17 protein-coding genes and 1 pseudogene are annotated in these 16,345 nt (G+C 66.3%); 12 read left to right on the forward strand and 6 right to left on the reverse strand.

Translation table 11 applies throughout. The features are described from left to right. From D769_RS23135 to D769_RS32440, 9 genes and pseudogenes are all read left to right on the forward strand, one after another. Window positions 1-256 (forward strand): annotated as a pseudogene (locus D769_RS23135) (hypothetical protein); the annotation flags it as partial. Window positions 257-363: 107 nt separating this feature from the next. After that, window positions 364-765 (forward strand): hypothetical protein, encoded by a 402-nt coding sequence (locus D769_RS23140; RefSeq protein ID WP_008650032.1) that lies wholly within the window; start codon window positions 364-366, stop codon window positions 763-765. Window positions 766-779: 14 nt separating this feature from the next. Then, window positions 780-3,782 carry a type IV secretory system conjugative DNA transfer family protein gene (locus tag D769_RS23145; protein WP_008650034.1) on the forward strand — a complete coding sequence of 1,001 codons (3,003 nt, stop codon included), beginning with the start codon at window positions 780-782 and terminating at the stop codon, window positions 3,780-3,782. Between the two features lie 130 nt (window positions 3,783-3,912). Next, window positions 3,913-4,467 carry a hypothetical protein gene (locus D769_RS23150; RefSeq protein WP_008650036.1) on the forward strand — a complete coding sequence of 185 codons (555 nt, stop codon included), beginning with the start codon at window positions 3,913-3,915 and terminating at the stop codon, window positions 4,465-4,467. Window position 4,468: 1 nt separating this feature from the next. After that, a complete protein-coding gene (locus D769_RS23155) occupies window positions 4,469-4,996 on the forward strand; it encodes a hypothetical protein (RefSeq protein ID WP_008650038.1) in 528 nt (175 codons plus the stop codon). Between the two features lie 91 nt (window positions 4,997-5,087). Continuing rightward, on the forward strand, window positions 5,088-5,378 hold the full coding sequence (locus tag D769_RS23160; protein WP_008650039.1) for a hypothetical protein: 291 nt from the start codon (window positions 5,088-5,090) through the stop codon (window positions 5,376-5,378). Window positions 5,379-5,770: 392 nt separating this feature from the next. After that, on the forward strand, window positions 5,771-6,259 hold the full coding sequence (locus tag D769_RS23165; RefSeq protein ID WP_008650040.1) for a hypothetical protein: 489 nt from the start codon (window positions 5,771-5,773) through the stop codon (window positions 6,257-6,259). Between the two features lie 78 nt (window positions 6,260-6,337). After that, a complete protein-coding gene (locus tag D769_RS23170; RefSeq protein WP_008650042.1) occupies window positions 6,338-7,042 on the forward strand; it encodes a hypothetical protein in 705 nt (234 codons plus the stop codon). 101 nt (window positions 7,043-7,143) lie between these two features. Then, window positions 7,144-7,293, forward strand: coding sequence for a hypothetical protein (locus tag D769_RS32440; protein WP_155630252.1), 150 nt, complete (start codon window positions 7,144-7,146; stop codon window positions 7,291-7,293). 69 nt (window positions 7,294-7,362) lie between these two features. On the opposite strand, the gene D769_RS23175 is transcribed toward D769_RS32440, so the two are convergent. The 4 genes from D769_RS23175 to D769_RS23190 all read right to left on the reverse strand — a co-directional run bounded on the left by D769_RS23175 (window position 7,363) and on the right by D769_RS23190 (window position 9,745). Beyond that, entirely contained in the window at window positions 7,363-7,824 is a 462-nt protein-coding gene (locus D769_RS23175) for a hypothetical protein (RefSeq protein ID WP_008650045.1), read from the reverse strand. After that, window positions 7,821-8,078, reverse strand: coding sequence for a toxin-antitoxin system HicB family antitoxin (locus D769_RS23180; RefSeq protein ID WP_008650047.1), 258 nt, complete (start codon window positions 8,076-8,078; stop codon window positions 7,821-7,823). The genes D769_RS23175 and D769_RS23180 overlap by 4 nt, the downstream gene beginning before the upstream one ends. Before the next feature lie 83 nt (window positions 8,079-8,161). Beyond that, window positions 8,162-9,067 (reverse strand): murein L,D-transpeptidase catalytic domain family protein, encoded by a 906-nt coding sequence (locus D769_RS23185; protein WP_008650049.1) that lies wholly within the window; start codon window positions 9,065-9,067, stop codon window positions 8,162-8,164. Window positions 9,068-9,157: 90 nt separating this feature from the next. Beyond that, entirely contained in the window at window positions 9,158-9,745 is a 588-nt protein-coding gene (locus D769_RS23190) for a hypothetical protein (protein ID WP_008650050.1), read from the reverse strand. A 237-nt stretch (window positions 9,746-9,982) separates the two neighbouring features. On the opposite strand from D769_RS23190, the gene D769_RS23195 reads away from it, so the two are divergent. From D769_RS23195 to D769_RS23205, 3 genes are all read left to right on the forward strand, one after another. Then, window positions 9,983-10,729, forward strand: a complete 747-nt coding sequence (locus tag D769_RS23195; protein ID WP_008650052.1) for a hypothetical protein — start codon at window positions 9,983-9,985, stop codon at window positions 10,727-10,729. Window positions 10,730-10,803: 74 nt separating this feature from the next. Beyond that, complete coding sequence (locus D769_RS23200) at window positions 10,804-12,990, forward strand: Surface-exposed protein (protein ID WP_008650055.1); 2,187 nt, start codon at window positions 10,804-10,806, stop codon at window positions 12,988-12,990. A 147-nt stretch (window positions 12,991-13,137) separates the two neighbouring features. Beyond that, on the forward strand, window positions 13,138-13,815 hold the full coding sequence (locus D769_RS23205) for a hypothetical protein (protein WP_008650056.1): 678 nt from the start codon (window positions 13,138-13,140) through the stop codon (window positions 13,813-13,815). A gap of 86 nt (window positions 13,816-13,901) precedes the next feature. Here D769_RS23205 and D769_RS23210 read toward each other — a convergent pair whose 3' ends face one another. Continuing rightward, on the reverse strand, window positions 13,902-14,564 hold the full coding sequence (locus D769_RS23210; RefSeq protein ID WP_008650057.1) for a hypothetical protein: 663 nt from the start codon (window positions 14,562-14,564) through the stop codon (window positions 13,902-13,904). Then, window positions 14,561-16,267, reverse strand: a complete 1,707-nt coding sequence (locus tag D769_RS23215; RefSeq protein ID WP_008650058.1) for an integrase arm-type DNA-binding domain-containing protein — start codon at window positions 16,265-16,267, stop codon at window positions 14,561-14,563. The genes D769_RS23210 and D769_RS23215 overlap by 4 nt, the downstream gene beginning before the upstream one ends. Window positions 16,268-16,345: the final 78 nt, after the last annotated feature.

The raw sequence follows: 16,345 nt of genomic DNA on the forward strand, positions 1-16,345 counted from the left end.
CCCGATCGCGGCTGCGCCCGTCGCCGCTCTTCCGGCGCCGAGCGCTTCCGTGCCCGTGGTCCAGCCGGCCAAGGTCCCCGCTTCGGAGCCGGTCAAACCCGCCGCCCCCGTGTTGGTGAAGCCCACGGCTGCGCCGACCGTGCACCGCCTCGTTGTGGTCCACCATGTCGACAACCTGGCGCGTGAACAGGCCCAGCTCAACGCGGCCAACGCCAAGCTCGACGCTTGGGCCAAGGCACAAAACGAGCACCCGTGATGTTGTGCACGGAGGGGTGCCATAGCACCCCTCGTTTTGACGCCCCGTCGACTTGACATGCCTGGCGAACCTGCCAGATTGAACCCACCAACGACAAGGAGGAGACCTTGACCGACGCCACCGCGATCACCGCCCAGCCTGTAGAACCGTCGCCTCTGGTGCCGGTGCCCAGCGACGAACGTCCTCTGCCGTATGGCGCGTTGCCGGACGAGATTTCCTGGCGGAGCAAGGTCTTCGACGCGATCGGCCGATCCCTGTTCGGCACGCCGGAACGGCTCGGGGTCAGCCCTGCCTTTTACTACATCGCGGCGGAACGTCCCCAGTCGAAAGCCGATTACAGCGAAATGGTCCGCGACAACGTGCGTGACCAGTTCACCCGTCGTGAACTGCGGGTGTTGATCGCCCGCCGCATGCTGATCGTGGGCGTCATCGTGGTCGCGGTGAGCTGGTCGTTCACCGGCAGCTACGCCCATGCGCTGGCGTCGTCGGCGACGCACTTCTTCAACTGATCACGGGAGGAACCATGGACCAGCGCGAAACGATCGACCACGGCGATACCTCGGTCGCGGTGATGCCCGAGGAGGCCCAGGCCACGCACCATAGCTCGAAGTTCGACGCACGGGCCGACGCGTTCATCCAGGACATGCTCGAGAATCTGCGGAACGGTGCGCTCCCGGTGCTGGATCCCCGTGCTCGCGATGCGCGCGAGCGCATCCGCAAGGACATCCTGCTCAAATGCTCCGATTATTTCGGCCGCAAGATCCCCAGCACGGCCAACGTTCCGTTCGATCTGCAGGACAAGGAAGGCGATTTCGCCGTGTCGCGCAGCGGCAAGCCGTTGACCCAGTTCATCAAGGTCAGCGGCGACGAAAGCGAGATCGGCTACGGCGGGGCCAGCCTGGCCGAAACCGCCCTGCTGTACGCCCATCCTCTGGTCACCGTTGCATCGCAAGCCTGCATGGCCATGGGGTGGATCGGCCTGCCGGGCTTCGTCGCGACGCAAGCCGCCTACGCGATCGGCACCCTTGCCCTGCAAGGCCGGAACTGGCGCTACGCGATCCGCCCGACCGCTCAGTACACCCTGGGGATCACCGCGGTGCAAACCGCCGCCGCAACGTTCCTCGGCGAATACGCCGGCCCTGTGGTGGCGGCCGGCAATGCTCTGCTGCTGGGGCGTCCGTTCCTCGAATCGTTCCTGGCCAACCGCTCGGGCAAGAACCGCCAGTTCGAACTTCCCAACGTGTTCGAGCAGCCCGACGATTCGCAGGACCAGTTGAAGCGCGACGCCCAGCTCGATGCCGCTGCGAACTTTGCCGCGAACGGACCGGTTATCGTCATCGCCCGCTCGCAGGGCCTGGTGAAGTTCCAGTCGAAGGATCCGTCCGCCCCCGATGCCAACATGCCGATGGGCCTGTCCGCGCACGGGGATTTTCCGACCCACATGCTGGTCGTCGGCCAGACCGGTTCGGGCAAGACCTACGGCATTCTCACGCCGATCGCCCAGCAATGGCTGGCCATGGGGACCCTTCGCAACGGCCGGTTCCAGAACTGTGGTGGGGCGGTGTTCCTGGACGGCAAGGGGAAGCTGGCCGACGAACTGATCAAGGCGTTGCGCGACCAAGGCCTGGACCAGGTGCTGGAGATCATCCGCGTGTCCCCGGAACCCGGCGGTTCGCCCCTCGCCCTGCTCGAGGGGATGACCCCCGACGAGTTCACCGCCGCCATGATGGAGATCAACAACAGCCCCGGCCGCGGCGACGACGACGACTTCTGGAAGATCAGCCCGGGCAACTGGCTGGGGCACTCCTCGTGCCTGAACTGGGCGTGCTACGAGACCGAACAGCACCTGCTGAAGAAGCGGGCGAAAGATGCCGGGTTCGACAGTTACGAGGCATGGGTCGCTCACCTGGACAAGGAGATTCAGGCCAAGAAGCGCAGCGATGGCACGAGCTGGGGCTTCACCGGTCTGCGCCAGTACATCGCCTGGCGCCGGAAAAACGGCAAGGACGTGCCGCAGAAGTACGCGGACGCCGAGCGTCACTTTTACTGGCACTTCAAGGGGATGAACGACTTCACCATGTTCTACATGGAGGACTACCTGTTCATCACGGGGAAGGAGCCCGAGCCTCCGAAGGACCCGAAGGCTCCTCCGCGCATGCCGTCCATCGCGCCGAAGCTCCCGGGCGGTCTCATCGCCTGGCTGGAAGCCAACCACCCCGATATGCAGGAGGAGGACAACACCAACGCTAACCTGATCCGGCAGTCGTTGCTGTACGCCTCGCGTGAACTCCCGGGCTTCCGCGCCGACCTCCGTTCGGACCTGCGTGCCACGCTTTCGTCCTGGTTCACGCCAGTCATGCGCAACAAGAAGCTGGCCCCCTGGACCACGCTCGAAAATGGCTGCGACATCCTCGCCTGCCTGCGCGGGGCCGTGGTCGGTATCACCTTGCCCGAAACTGCCTACCAGAAGGCCGGCCGGATCATCACCACGCTGGCCAAGAAGCGCATCTTCAACGCCATCAAGAACCGCCCGGACGACTGGAAGGTGTCCTGCCCGGATCAGCGGCCGGTGCTGTGCATCGCCGACGAGGCCCAGCTCCTGATCGGCAGCGGATACCATACCGACGAAGCCCAAATGCTGTCGATCGCGCGCAGCCTCGGGTTGGTGTGCGTGTACGCCACCCAGAGCGTGAACGAGTTCTACGGACGCATGGGCGACGACGCCGGGAAGGCCTTCATGGCCAACTTCGTGTCGTGGGTGGTGCTGCGGTCCGTGCCGGCGACGAACGAGTGGGCGAACGCTCGCTTGAAGATCCGCAAGATTTTCCGGTACAACACCTACCTCACGGGCCTGTTGAAGCGGATCCTGTCGAACGACTTCCAGCGCGCTCACGTCCAGGCGCTGAACGACCAGTTCATGGGTACCCCCGAGCTGGACCCGGGCCAGCGGCTCACGCTGCTGAAGCGCATGCGCTACGACCTCAGCCGTCCGGCGGACGTTTTGCTGACCAAGAAGGACCGCGAGGCCCTGAACAACAAGAAGGATTGGACCGGTCGCCTCCCTCGGTCGATCTTCGACCTCGCCTGGATGCTGACGGGTGGAGTCGTGACGACGAACGTCCTGGAAGCTGCACGCGGCACGGTGTCGATCACCAAAGGGCTGGCTCGCCGCGTCGGTAACACGTTCAGCCGGATCTTCTTGGGCGGCCACGTGGAGCACGAGGACTACAAGCCGGGCAGCTTCAAGGTGGAACGCAAGATCCCCTATGGCAACGCCCATTTGCCGGGTGAGTACGTCGAGCTGTTCCCCAAGGAGAACTGGAACCTCCTGGACCGGCCGCGCACGGCCCTGGTCTGCGTGAACCGTGGTGGGGTGCCCCGTGCCGACGTCTGCGACACGATCGGCAAGCTGTCGGTCGAGGAGATCCGGACCATCGCCGCCCTTCAGGGGGTGCCGACGATCTACGACGAGTTGGAACGCCGGGCGAAAGCCGCCGCCAACGACGCGACGAAGGCCGCCGCTTGACCTGCCCGCAAGCCTGGACGCGTCCGGGCTTGTCCGTGCCCTGGCACGGGTTGACAGGCCATGGAGAGCTGCTAAGTGTTGTACCTGGACGCCCACCCTCCACGTGGGCACCACCAAGGGAGGACACCTGATGTTGACCGCCACGATTCCCGCCTACGCGTACTGGGCCGGGAACATGTTCATCCACTCTATTTATGACCCGCAGTCGACCGCCAACGTCGTGGCGTTCGTCCTCCCGTTCATCGTCGCCGCGATGGCGTACCTGGGCCTCCGGATGCACCTCGTAAAAAGGAGCCAGGCCCGGCTGAGCCGGTATCGCGACTGGATGGAAAAGACACTGCAAGAGCACAAGCAAGCGCGTCTGGAAGGTCGCGAGCACGAGCTCGAGGACCTGACGGTCTCGGCCGGGGACGTCAAGCAAGCCGGGTGGGAGCTGATCACGGGCCGGCGACGGGTGAAGATGTGCATTGCCGGGCTGGCCATGCTCGGCGTTCTCGTGGCCCTCGGCGTGGGCGTCATCGCGCTGTGCTGGGGTAACTGGTGGCTGGAGGGCGGCTACAAGTGCACGGCCCCTGGTGTTGTTGTGCACAACCAGCTCGACCCGCAGGCTTACGAAAACCCGATGATGGCCCAGCCGGTGAATCTCTGCGATCCCGGCGTCTTCACCCTTCGTTGGAGTCGCTGATATGAAACTTGATCCCCGTGTCCAACAGGGCGCTGCCCTCCTTGCCGGCCTGTGCGTGCTGTTCGCCGCCACCGTCGGGGTGACCAAGTTCCTGCACCGTCATCCTGCGGGTCCTGCGCCTGCGACACCGGAACAGGTCGTCGCCCAGGAGGTGGCGGTCAACCCGGCGCTGGTGTCGCGCGAGGCGTGCATCCGCCTGGCCATCCTACCGCTGCCGCCGTCGCTGCAGGACCCGTATCGCCACCCGCTGCCGACCCAAGCTGACGCGGAAAAGCAGACCGACCAGACCCTGCGCAACTGGCTGTCGCGTTTCAACCCGCAGGTCCTCGCAATGCCGATGAACCACGCTCAGCTCGTGATGTCGGTGATGGCCACCATGCCGCAGGCCCAGGCCCGCCGTGATGCTGAGCACACCCAGGTCGAGGTCGAAACGCGCCAGATCGAGGTCTACAAGGGCATCTGCGCGAAGACCTGGCCCGCGAAGGACCGTCTGGCTGAAGCGCTCTTCCGCCTGCACCGTACCCACTGATTCACCACGACCAGGAGACCACCTCCCGCTTCACCTTGTTGTTCAACCCCGGGCCGCGCCCTGCGGCCCACGCACACCGGAGGAGACCACCGTGCACCCGCTGACCGTTCCGTTCTACATCGCCCACCCGCTGCTCGCCTGCCTGTTCGAGGCCCTCGTCCTGCTGGCGTGCGTCGCCCTCGCCCTGGGCGGTGCGTACCTCGGCTTCGTCCTGGGTGCGCGTCGCCACGCCTCGCACGCGCTGCCCATCGAGCTGGACCACGAGGTGCAGCCCACCTGGATCCGCCCGGCCCGTCCGGCGTTCACGCAGGCCGAAGCCGGTGCCCGGCTGCGCGCCACGATCGCCGCGTTCAACGCCAACCGGACCGGCACGCTCGCCTGAGCACCGCCACCACCACCTGATCTGGGGGGCTCACGGCCCCCTTCGCCTTGCTGACGCCCCTGTGCCCTGGCACATCGATTCGCCGCCTCCACGGGCCGAAGGCACGCGCCCCCTGCTTTTTGCCCGGGTTTCGACGCGCACGCGCACGACCCCTGCAAATAAATCCTGGAATCGCCCCTTTTACGGGGCTATGGCTATTGACCGACCGATAGACGCTGCTAGGTTGAGAGTAGGAGGTTCGCAAATTCACACCTGACCGAGAGCACCATGCATCACCTCAACCCGCTCAACGTTCGCGCCCGCGGTTGTGCCCTGGCACGGGCTAATGACCTCACGACCTGCAGCGGTGGCCAACCCTGCACCACCACCCCGCCCCTTACCCATACCCCATCATGAACGACCTGATTGTCATCCCCACCCCCGAGAGCCTGCCCGCTCCTGTCCCGGCCACCGTGGCTGCTGTGCCCGCCCGTGTTCGCCGGAACGACGAGATCGACCGCGCCATCGCCCACTACCGCAAGCTGGTGTCCACTGGTGTTCGGGTCGAGGTGCCCCGCAGCACGCCGGTCACCGCGCTGACCCTGTTCACCAGTGGCAAGGCCATCCACATCGCCCACGTGCCCACCTTCATCCGGGCCGAGGCCGACACGATCGGGGTGTCCCCCAAGGTCCTCGCCGCCGTGGTGACCGCTGTCCTGAAGCGCCGCAGCGAGGCCGACGCGGCCAGCCTGGCCATGTCTACCGAGAGCAAGGCCGCCTACGACCCGGTGAGCTACCCCTACGACGCCGAGGACGGCGTGGTGAAGGCCTACGACACCCGAACCATGGACCGCATCGACGGCAACCCGTCGTGGTCCGCCGGCTTCGGTCTGAAAGCCTGAGCACGACGCCCAGGAAACCGAACGCGGGGCCAACGCTCCACGAACCGATGCCGCTGAACCACCACCCGGAGGAGATCGATGAACGCTGACGACAACGATGTGCTGAACTGTGAAGAGGGGCGCTACCCCTACCCGGACGCGTGCGTGTTCGTGGTCATCGGCCTGCTAAGGAAGGCGGCCACCCGAGACGGCTATACGGCCGCCGTCCTTCGCACGTACGTGGCCGTTAGCACCCAACGACGCATCGTGGAACACGCCTTCGACCGGGCCTACCCTGAGTTTCGTTCGATGCTCACGCTGTCGCTCGACGAGCTGCGCGAACGTGTGACCGCCCTTCGGGCCATGAGGACTCAGCGACGAAGCGGGGCCGTCGGGCTGCTGCTCCGCGTTGTTCAGCCGTTCGCCGAGCCCTACCTCGTGGCCCACAACGACGTGCTCGACCACATCGCCCTCGATGCTGTCTACGCGCCGAGCGTCCACGACGCCCGGAGGCAGGTCCGGCAACCGATCCGGGCCGGCATGGCGGTGTCCCTAACCCACCTCGAAAAGACCTTGGCCCAGATGGAGCGCATCAAGACCGGGGATGACGCCGCACCGTATCACGGGGATTACAGCGAGGCCGGCGATTTCGACCGTTCCTTGGAACAGTGGAACCGAGAACAGCCGCCTGAATACCACGCATGGAAGGAGCGGAAACTGAAAGAGCTGGCTCCGTATCTGACCATTCGCCCTGGGGAACCTTCCGCGGCCCAACACGAAACCGGCCATGACCCGTCCGCGTGAGCGACACCGTGCCAGGGCACGGGCTTGACGTGTCCCGGATTGCTGCTAAGTGTTGACCATCGCCCACCCGCCCGGTGGGCACCACCCAGGGAGGAACCATCATGCTCTACATCGTCGCCATCATCGTCGCGCTCGTCGTTCTCGTCGCGGCGTTCCGGAACACCCCCAGCTCGCTGTTCGGCGGCCAGAGCCTGGCCCAGCGATTCAAGCAGAACCTCGAGGCTGTGCGGGCCAAGCGCCACCAGCGCTGAGCGAACCACCGCCACCATGTGCAAACGGGGCCATCGGCCCCGTTTTCCATTGCCCGCTCCGCCCTGCGATCACTGCCAGCGGGCGCCGTCCATCTCCAGCTTGGCTTCGTGCACCCGCGTCAGGTGGGGCTGCTGGTGGTGCTCGAACGCCGCCTCGCTGGCCAGGGCCTCGATCGCGGTACGCACGTCCTGCGTGAAAAAGATGTCCTCGAACGCCATCAGCTCGCCGTCGAACACGTCGTCGACGATCTGCCGCTTCAACGCCTGCCAGGCCGGCCCGTCGTCGATGGAGGTGCGCAGCGCGTCCAAGCGCCCATGGCGGGTGTACATCGTCCACCAGCTATCGTCCGCCTGCTCCGTCGCCGGGATCGCGTGGTGCCGGCCGTTGAGCGTGACGCCCACCGTCACCGTCATCGCCGGGTACACCGCGTCGAGCCCCTCCACCACCACCGGCTCCTCCACCAGCTCCACCACCAGGCTGCCCAGGATGGCCGCCTGCGTCGCCCGCTGCTGTTCGGTCAAGTAGCTCATCGCACGCTCCCCAGGATCCGGTCGATGTCCACGCGCAACTGTGCCAGCCGTTGCGCCTGGTGGGGCTGCGTGCCGGGCGCCGCCTCGTTGAAGGCCACCCACCACCGCACCTCGGGGTGGTCCGACAGCACCGTCACGAGCAGCTCGTTCAGGCTCTGGTGGTGGCGACGGGCCACCGCCGTCGCTGCGTCGTGCAGCACCGGCGTCATGCGAAGCGTGGCGGTCCGTCGAGGGGTCTTGCAGGTGGTGGTCATCGGGTCCTCCGGTTCTGGGTGGTGGGCGGCCTACTCAACGTAGCAGCTCGATTCGGGTCGGCAAGATCGGGGGTACCCCCGGATCAGCACAGCTTCCCCGTCAGGAACCCCGACGCCTGCTGCCAGCGCGTGTCCGGGTAGTACGAGAAGAGGTACGCCCCCTTCTTCAGGCTGTTGATCATCGGGACGATCACCCCCCGCTGGACGGCTGCGCAGCCCTCTGATTGCGACACGTGGCCCGTGGCCGCGCGCTCGTCGTTCACGTAGTCGGTGCCGTGCAGCCAGATCCCGCGCTCCACCGCGTGGTCGTTGATGCCCTTCTCCAGCCCCACCATGCTCATCGCCGGACCGAACTGGCTCTTGAACGGACTCCCCAGCTCGAACAGGCCCAGGCTGGACTGCTCGCTGTCCGGCTGGTTCGAGAACGACCGGGCGTAGAGCCCTGCGCCGGATCCGCGCCCGTGCAGGACGTACTCGTTCCAGAGCAGCGTGCCGTTGCGCAGGTCGAAGACCCAGAGCCGGCGCGCGGTGCTGGGCAGTGAGTAGTCGATCACCACCAGACGGTCCTTGTCCCCGTAGTGCTTCGCCGCGCATTCCATCGCCCGGATGGCCAGGCGCAGCGCGTCCGGGTTGATCGTGGGCGCCACCGCCAGGAGCTGCTGCTCCGTCACGCGGAACGCCGGGCGAGGCACGACCACCTGCGCAACCCCAGCCACCGTGGGCCAGAACGCGCCCACCATGCGCTCAGGCATGCGGGTAAAACGGGCCAGCCGCGGTGCCGCGTCGAATGCCGGGGCCGGTTCGCCGAAGGACGCCGGCACGTCGACCAAGGACGCGGGTTGGGAAATCGCGGGAACCGCGATGTCGAGCGGCTTTGGGGTGTGCCCTGGCACAGCCTTGAGCGAACTTGGGCAAAGCGCGAACGCACCAAGGCAGGTCGCGGTGAGCACCACCAGGCGGTGGGCGATGGGTTTGAACGTCGGGTACAAGGTCTCCTCCGAGAGCGTGTGGTGATCGCCTCCTTGTCGTGTTGTTGGCGACGGTGGGTGATGGCCCCTGAGCGGGGGGCCCGTGGTGGTTCAGCGCGGGCTGAACCGTGAACGGGGACGGTAAGCCTCCACCCCGTTGTTCTGGTCGAACGCGACGGCGCTGGGCCGGATCACGCTCGGTTCGATGCGGCCCTCCACCCGACGCACGTCCAGGCGGTCGCCCAGGCTGCGCCGGTTGCGAACGTTGATGCCGTCCGAGGGGGTGCGGATCTCCGCGGCCCGCCCGTTGGGGTCGACGCGAGGACCACGGCTGGCCCGCACGTCCGCCATGCTGAACTTGCGGCGTCCGCCGTCGATGCGCCGCCCTTCGACGTCCAGGGCCTGCGGCTCGCTGGTCAGCACGTCGCGCGGCACGATCGTCACGCCGTCCGCTTCCAGCTTGCGAACCCGCGCCAGCTTCGCGGTGGCCCAGGCCTGCCGCTGCCGGATCTGACGGATTTGCTCCGCCTGCATCGCGATCGCGCGGCTCTGCATCTGGACGGTGAGCATCACCAGGATCGCCTCGAGCATGTCGAGCAGCGCCTCGATCGGCTTGCCGATCATCGCCTTCAGATCCTCGTCGGGTTCGATCGAGAAGTCATACAGGCCTTCTGGGGTGTATCCGTTGCGGGTGGTCATCGGGGTCTCCTGGTGCGCATCGCTGGCGCGTTGTCCTCTACCTTCAACCTAGCAGGACGTACAGGCCGGTCAAGCCTTTTGGAGGTGCTTTTCCGCCCCGTCCGACGAACGGTTAACCCGTGCCATAGCACGCTCTAAAATATTTTCACAAGTCGCTTGACTCGCCGTTTTAACCCGTTAGGTACAGAGGTGTCGGGCCCGGAGAGGAGGCCCCTGGATCGTCAAGGGAGGAGAACCGTGACGCGTAAGACCAAGTACCGCCTGAAACAGCTTGGGGCCGTGGCCCTGGCCATGATCACCGGGCTCGAAGCCCTGCCCGCCTTCGCCCAGAGCGATGCGGAACGCAACGTGAGCGACAGCACCGGTCAGCCGCAGAACGCGGTGGTGAGCTACGAGCAGGACCCGGTTCCCCAGACGCCGTTCCTCTACCCGAGGGTGTCGTTCCAGCCGCTGGGCTCGAAGGACTTCCACCTCTACGTGGACCTGAACCTCCACGCGTACCACTTCGACCGCCAGGCCAAGAAGGAATACGACTTCAACGAGAACAACTGGGGCGGTGGCCTGGAATACACCAACGACGTCATCGGGGTGATGGCCGGCTACTACCGGAACAGCATCTGGCGCCCGAGCTGGTACCTGCTCGCCCGTTACACCCCGGCGCAGCTCGACATCACGTCGAAGGACCGGGTGAACGTCGGGATCGTGGCCGGTGCTCTGAGCGGCTACATGAAGAACACGATGGTGCCTGGTTTCACCTACACGCCCGTTCTGAACGCCCTGGGTGCCACGTGGGTCAAGACGCCGACCTCGGTGCCGGGCCAGGAGCCCCGTGGGTTCATGCCGGCCGCCGGCCTGATCGTGTCCTACGAGCACGACCACAAGTGGGGCGTGAACGTCATCGCCGTGCCCAACGTCAAGAGCGCCGGCATCTACGGCTTCGTGGGCGCCCAGGCTCGCATCGCCATCCCGCCGTCCTGGTTCTGACCACCCGATCGCTGCACCTCGTTTCGCCCGCTGTCCGTCGTTCCAACCACAAAGCTTAAGGAGACCTACCCATAATGTCCGCATTTTCCAGATCCACCCTGCACCGCGTGTCCCTGGCGCTGGCTGCTCTGACGCTCGTCGCGTCGGTGGCGGCCAACGCCCAGGTGACGCAAGGTAGCGGGGCCACCGCCGATGCGACGTCCATCGCGATCGGCGACAACTCGACCGCGAGCAACACCAGCGCCGCGATCGGTGCCAACAGCACGGCCACCGGGGTCGACAGCACCGCCGTCGGGGCGCTCTCGAAATCGACGGGGCAGAACAGCGTCTCCTTGGGCTACCAGGCGAACGCGTCGGCCAACGGTGCCTACGCCATCGGCTACGGTGCCGGGGCGAGCGGGGTGGGCGCCTACGCTATCGGGTCGGGCGCCAGCTCCACCGGGTCGAACGCCTACGCGATCGGCACGAACAGCCTGGCCTCCGGTGACTACGGCCTGTCCTTTGGGATGGGTGCCAACGTCGTTGCCGCTGCTGCCAACGGTATCGCGATGGGCCAGTCGGCCGGTGTCTACACCGCGGGGAGCATCGCGATCGGCTCGACGTCGATGGTGTTCGGCACGGACGGTGTTGCGCTGGGCTACAACGCAATGGCCAACGGTGCCTACGGTGTCGCGCTGGGCTACCAAGCGAACGCCTCGCAGCCGAACAGCGTGGCCCTGGGCAACGGCTCGACGACCTACTCCGTGACCGGCACCTCCGGGATGACGATCCGGGGAACCGGGTACACCTTCGCAGGCGCCGCGCCGACCGGCACCGTCAGCGTGGGGACCGTGGGCGGTGAGCGCACGATCACCAACGTGGCCGCCGGCCAGGTGAACGCCAACAGCACCGACGCGGTGAACGGGTCGCAGCTCTACGCCGCCACCCAGGCGATCGAAGCCCTGACCAGCGCCTCCAGCCTGGTGGCCCAGTCGAACGGTACGAGTGGCACCATCACGGTGGGCGCTTCCACCGGTGGCACGACCGTGGACCTGACCGGTACCAGCGGTGCGCGCACCCTCACGGGCGTGGCCGCCGGCAGCGTGTCCGCCACCAGCACCGACGCGGTGAACGGTTCGCAGCTCAACGCGACGAACCAGACCGTGTCGTCGCTGAGCAGCCAGGTGTCGACCAACACCACCAACATCGCGTCGAACACGTCGTCGATCAACGCGATCAACTCGGGCCTGAGCAACGGCACCGTGGGTCTCGTGCAGCAGACCTTCGGCTCGCCGGGCAACGGTTCGATCACGGTGGGCGCGTCGACCGACGGTACCTCGGTGGACTTCACCGGGACCACCGGTGCGCGCACCCTCACCGGGGTGGCTGCCGGCACGGGCAGCACCGACGCGGTGAACGTGGGTCAGCTCACCGCCGCGCTCGCCAACGTGACCAGCGCCACCTCCAACGCGGTGTCGTACGACAGCTCCGCGAAGACCAGTGTGACGCTGGGCGGGGTCGGGGCCACCACGCCGGTGATCTTCACCAACGTGGCCCCCGGTGCGCTCACCGCCACCAGCACGAACGCGGTCAACGGTTCGCAGCTCTTCGCGACCAACCAGGCCGTGTCCTCGCTGGGCACCCGGGTCACCGCGCTGGAAGCCGCCGAAGGCACGTCCTCGGGGGTGTCCGCCGCCTACGTGCAGCAGCAGGTCGCTGCGGCCGTGTCCTCGGCGAACACCTACACCGACCAGCAGTCCGCCGCTGCGGTGACGTCGGCCAACGGGTACACCGACCAGGCGATCGCCAAGATCCCGACCACCGGTTCCGGTTCGGGGGATGCGACGACGGTCCTGCAGTCCGCGAATACCTACACGGACCAGCAGACCGCCCAGACCCTGTCGCAGTCGAAGACCTACACCGACCAGCAGGCCGCTCAGACGCTGTCCCAGTCGAAGAGCTACACCGATCAGCAGGTCGGCGCCCTCTCGAACAGCGTGGACCAGCGGTTCGACGCGGTGAACCGGGGGATGAACGACCTGAGCAACCGCATCGACGGTGTGGGGGCCATGTCCGCTGCGGCTGCTTCCGCGATGTACAACCCGGACAGCGCCCACGACACCCAGGCCGCCATCGGGGTGGCGAACTTCCGCGGCCAGTTCGGCTACTCGGTGAAGGTGTTCCACCGGTTCGGCCCGAACGCCGTGGTCAACCTGAACGTCGGGGGCGCCACCGGTGCGGCCGGCGTCGCGGTCGGCGGTGGGATCAACATCGGTTTCTGACCCACGGTCCGACGTCGAGCACAACGCCCACTCCGGTGGGCGTTTGTCCGTGCCAGGGCACGGGTTGACAGCCCTGGTAATGCTGCTAGATGTGGACCACGGACGCCCGCCCCGTCGCGCGGGCATCACTCGGGAGGAGACCCTTTCATGCTCAAAACGACCATCACCGCCGCACTGCTCGCCGCTTCGCTGGTCAGCGGGGCCGCGATCGCTGCACCCCAGCCGTACACCTTGCTGAACGATCTGAAGACGCCGCAGCAACTGACCGCCGACGGTCAGGCCTCGGTCGAGGGCTACAGTTTCCTCCCCACCGACGGTTATAGCTTCCTCACCACCGGCTTCGTGCACGGTCTGGTGCTCGGTGAAGCGCTGCCGGCCCGTTGCTCGAAGAGCACCACGCCCGAGCAGCTCCCCTGCTCCATCCCCGTGCCGGGCACGTCGAACCTCCACGTGATCGCCGGGCTGCACCCGGACGCCAACGACGGCGCGTACGAAACCAGCGCCCTGGCGGTGACCGGTCTGGGCAACACGATCGTGGGAATCGGTCAGCCCCTGGGCGCCACCGACGAAGCGGTGTCCGCCACCGCGAAGGACCTGCTGGTCTTCCTGGGCTCGCCCAGCGAAGCGAGCGCGAATCAGGCGACCTTCGACAAGACGACCTACGCCGTGACCATCGTGCGCGGCGAGGGCCCGACGGGTCCCTTCGCGAACGTGTGGGCGTATCAGAAGGCCGCGTTCCCGGTCACGAAGGTGCCGTACGTGGCGGGCACCGCGCCGATCGCCAACCTGCTGCGCTGGAAGCAAGAGGTCTTCATCGCCCCGTGAGCGGTGCCCCCGGGCCCGCCGGATGTGAAAACGCCCCAGGATTGGGGCGTTGGTCGTTGAAGCATCCGGAGTTTGGGGTTCGGGGTTCAGAGGGGTCTGTGTCCCGGCCCGTCCGGCAGGGGTTCGCCCCGCTCGTCGTCCAGCGCGTCGAACTCCGCCCGCAGGATCGCATCGTCCTGCCGAACCTGGCTGAGGCGCATGGCCTCGCCGAGCACTTCGGTGTACGCGTCGTGGAACGGTGTGCGCTCCCGCAGGTTGGGCCAGGGTCGTGCCATGGCCTCGGGCATCGGGAGCCAAACCACCTCCAACGACTTGTCGTCGAGACGTTCGCCCAGCAGTTCCTCTGGCCCGGTCAACGCGTGCCCCACCAACTGGTCGGTGCCGGCCTTGGCGAACCACGGCTGATCGTCTAGCAGGTCCGCGATGGTCTCGAAACGCAGGGCCTGGCGATCGCGAACCGTTGCCTCGCGTGGGTTGCTGACCTTGTGGCTCTCGCGCCAGGCCCGCAGGTCCCGCATGAGGTATGTGACCGACGGCTTACGGCCGGTGTGCTTGGGTCCATCCTCCTGCTTCGCCTGGGTGTAGACGGGTCCCCGCCCCTCGCTGCGCATACGTTCCAGCGTGCGCGCGGAGCGCCCCAGGAACAAAGCGGCCACCGGCTCGCTCACGCTCTGTTCGTCGTGCAGCGACGCCGCGACGTTCATACGCCGGACCACCACCTCATCGTCCAGCATTTCGATACTGATCATGCTTCTGCTTCCTCGTCTTCGTCGCTGGTATCGGTGTCGTCCTCGTCGTCCACCGTGATCGTGTCCAAGCCGCGGACCTCGATGCCCGCCCTCGGTTTCGGCCACTTTAAGGCAGCGGGCTCCCACATCGGCATCGGCGGGTACTCCGGCGAGGTGGCGATCAGCATGTTGTACAGCAGCGGGTAGGTCGACAGGATGGTCGACTCGACCGTTTGCATCGCCTCGCGCAGCCGCTCCGCGTCCGGGATGGTGTAGCGCACGGTCACGTCCGACAGCGGCTGGGAGTTCTGTAAGGTCCTAACCACGTTCGGGGTCACCGCGTGCGCCTTCTCGATGCGCTGATCGGTCTGCGACCGGGCGTTCGTGAAGTGATTTAGCAGCTTCTTGGTGGTGTCCTCGCTGTAGTGCAACGCGTCGGTCACCCCACCGAAGGTCCGCCGCAGGTCGTGCATGCCCAGCGCCGCCACCGGCACCTGGAAGCGCCCACCGTCCGGGTCGGTCTTGACCACCCACCGAACGATCCCGACGTCGCGGCAGATGTACCCGCGCAGGGACTTGCTGTCCTTGTAGTGCGGGGTCTTGCGCAACCGCGACACGGATCGGGGCGGGAACACCCAACGCTTGCGGGACGCCCGACGGAACGTGTCTAGGTCCGCCTCCGCCTCCCGATTGCGGATGTCCAACCGCTCCTCGAGGATCTTGCGAGCGCCTCGGCACAGCGGTATGACGTGATCCAGATGGTTCTTGGTATCCCTCATCATCACGTAGCCCTCGTCCATGTTGACGAACGAGGCGCGCGCCGCTTCCTCGGGCGTGATCTGGTCCAGCCACATGAGGTCGGAGCATTCCTGCGACCTGCACCCCCAGAGGGTCGCCAATAACAGGTAATCGCAACCGGTGCGGTTTTCCTTGCGCCGACCGTAGATGCCTTTGAGCCACGGGCCCAGGCTCTCGTTCAACGTGAGCGGGCGGCGACGCCCCACCTCCTTATAGAGGTTCTCCAACTCCTGACGCGTGCGGTACCGGTCCTTCAAGATGTTGAAGGGGTTGTACGTCAACACCGGGCGCTCGGACCGCCGCTGCGCCATGCGCGCTTCCTTCTCGATGGCGAACGACACGGCCGTGCTAGCCCATCGGAACGTCTGCTCTGCGGTCGTGGGCGTCTTGGCGTTGAGGGCGTCGAAGGCATCGACGATCTCTTCGTCCACGAGGTCGTTGATCCGTTTGTTCTTCCAGCGCTCCAGTTTTCGCACGGCCTTGTCGTAAGACTTTAAACTACCGGGTGTTGCTGGACGCTTTCGGTGCAACAGTTCGTGTCTGTAAACGTCCAGCGCTTCGCCCAGCGTCAGATCCCGTTCGTCGCGGTTGCGTTTGTCCGGGCCCGGTGCCCGTCCCGTTTCGACGATGCCATCCAGCACCTCGTGCGCTTTCTTGCGCGCCTGCTGAACGGTCATCTCCGTGACGCGGCCCAGGGTCGCGCGAATCACCGCGCCCGGCCCGGATGTACGCACCCGCTTTTGAACGATGTACGACGCGTTGCTCGCGGTCACCTTGATGCCGAACCCGGTCGGACCGATGGCGTCGGTGACCACGTACGGCTGCCGATCCAGGTTTTTTGGCCACTTGTCGGGTGGCACGCCGACCTCGGGTCGAACGCCGATGTGCAGCGCGCTGGCGATGGTAGCTGTGATCTCGATTTTCATGATTTGTATGCCCGAAAGAGCCTGTATGCCTAGAAACGACCTCGCACGCCGATTCTATTACACTGGCATACGCCCGGC

Origin of the sequence: Cupriavidus sp. HMR-1 (assembly GCF_000319775.1) — a bacterium.
GTDB classification, from domain to species: Bacteria; Pseudomonadota; Gammaproteobacteria; order Burkholderiales; family Burkholderiaceae; genus Cupriavidus; species Cupriavidus metallidurans.

Coding starts and splice junctions, on each gene's coding strand:
- D769_RS23145 (WP_008650034.1), top strand. CDS start 780: ATGGACCAGCGCGAAACGATCGACCACGGCGATACCTCGGTCGCGGTG.
- D769_RS23180 (WP_008650047.1), bottom strand. CDS start 8,078: ATGACCACCACCTGCAAGACCCCTCGACGGACCGCCACGCTTCGCATG.
- D769_RS23210 (WP_008650057.1), bottom strand. CDS start 14,564: ATGATCAGTATCGAAATGCTGGACGATGAGGTGGTGGTCCGGCGTATG.
- D769_RS23155 (WP_008650038.1), top strand. CDS start 4,469: ATGAAACTTGATCCCCGTGTCCAACAGGGCGCTGCCCTCCTTGCCGGC.
- D769_RS23200 (WP_008650055.1), top strand. CDS start 10,804: ATGTCCGCATTTTCCAGATCCACCCTGCACCGCGTGTCCCTGGCGCTG.
- D769_RS23205 (WP_008650056.1), top strand. CDS start 13,138: ATGCTCAAAACGACCATCACCGCCGCACTGCTCGCCGCTTCGCTGGTC.
- D769_RS23170 (WP_008650042.1), top strand. CDS start 6,338: ATGAACGCTGACGACAACGATGTGCTGAACTGTGAAGAGGGGCGCTAC.
- D769_RS23150 (WP_008650036.1), top strand. CDS start 3,913: ATGTTGACCGCCACGATTCCCGCCTACGCGTACTGGGCCGGGAACATG.
- D769_RS23190 (WP_008650050.1), bottom strand. CDS start 9,745: ATGACCACCCGCAACGGATACACCCCAGAAGGCCTGTATGACTTCTCG.
- D769_RS32440 (WP_155630252.1), top strand. CDS start 7,144: ATGCTCTACATCGTCGCCATCATCGTCGCGCTCGTCGTTCTCGTCGCG.
- D769_RS23165 (WP_008650040.1), top strand. CDS start 5,771: ATGAACGACCTGATTGTCATCCCCACCCCCGAGAGCCTGCCCGCTCCT.
- D769_RS23215 (WP_008650058.1), bottom strand. CDS start 16,267: ATGAAAATCGAGATCACAGCTACCATCGCCAGCGCGCTGCACATCGGC.
- D769_RS23175 (WP_008650045.1), bottom strand. CDS start 7,824: ATGAGCTACTTGACCGAACAGCAGCGGGCGACGCAGGCGGCCATCCTG.